This window comes from Sulfuricurvum sp. RIFCSPLOWO2_12_FULL_43_24 (genome assembly GCF_001829605.1).
Classification (GTDB): domain Bacteria; phylum Campylobacterota; class Campylobacteria; order Campylobacterales; family Sulfurimonadaceae; genus Sulfuricurvum.
Window position 1 is genome coordinate 13,792 of sequence record NZ_MIBT01000098.1, and the last position, 675, is coordinate 14,466.

The 675-nt window shown below is 44.9% G+C and carries 1 protein-coding gene; it reads right to left on the minus strand.

Going from position 1 to position 675, the window contains the following annotated elements; all coding sequences use genetic code 11:
- Positions 1 to 675: TonB-dependent receptor plug domain-containing protein (locus tag A3G19_RS09465; protein ID WP_294872316.1), on the minus strand; the 675-nt coding region annotated here is incomplete at both ends.

Below are 675 nucleotides of genomic sequence, written 5' to 3' on the forward strand. Positions count from 1 at the left end.
CGATGAGAAGTTCTTCGGAAAAGGCTCCGAGACCGAAAAGTTGATACGCAGCTTTAAACATATCGGTATCGTCTTTAAGCGCATCCATAGGATAACGTGCGTAGAGAACATCATCAGCACGGTCGCCAAAGTAATTAAGGGTTAATTTTTGATTGTCAGCGATATTGCCGACAATCTTTGTCCAGAAATTTTGACGTGCATACGCATCATCATTTTTGTGTGCAGCAGAATAACGTTGATTTGCAGGTGCACCGTCTGCTTGTTCAGCCATGGTTTTTCCGTCACCGTCTTTGTATTGACCGCTTGTCTCACGGCTGTATCCTACAAGTGCTTGAATAGCATCATTGCCCCCCTCAACCGTGGTCGAAATTTTGCGGTAATCATAACTTCCCAAAGTCGCAGAGATTTCTCCATGAAGAGCTTTTCCCGGATCTTTGGTGACGACATTAATAGCACCGCCAAGGCTACCGAACTGAGTAACGTCAAACGGACCTTCTTGAACTTCGACACTTGCAATTTGACTGGAAGAGATGTGCATTGCCGGTGGATCCATACGGTTCGGACATGCGCCGCATATTTTGGCATCGTCGATCGTGACGTTAAGATTGTCTTTTTTAAATCCGCGTAAAACAATGTCATTACCGATAGAGGTTGTTCGAACATGGGTAATTTCAG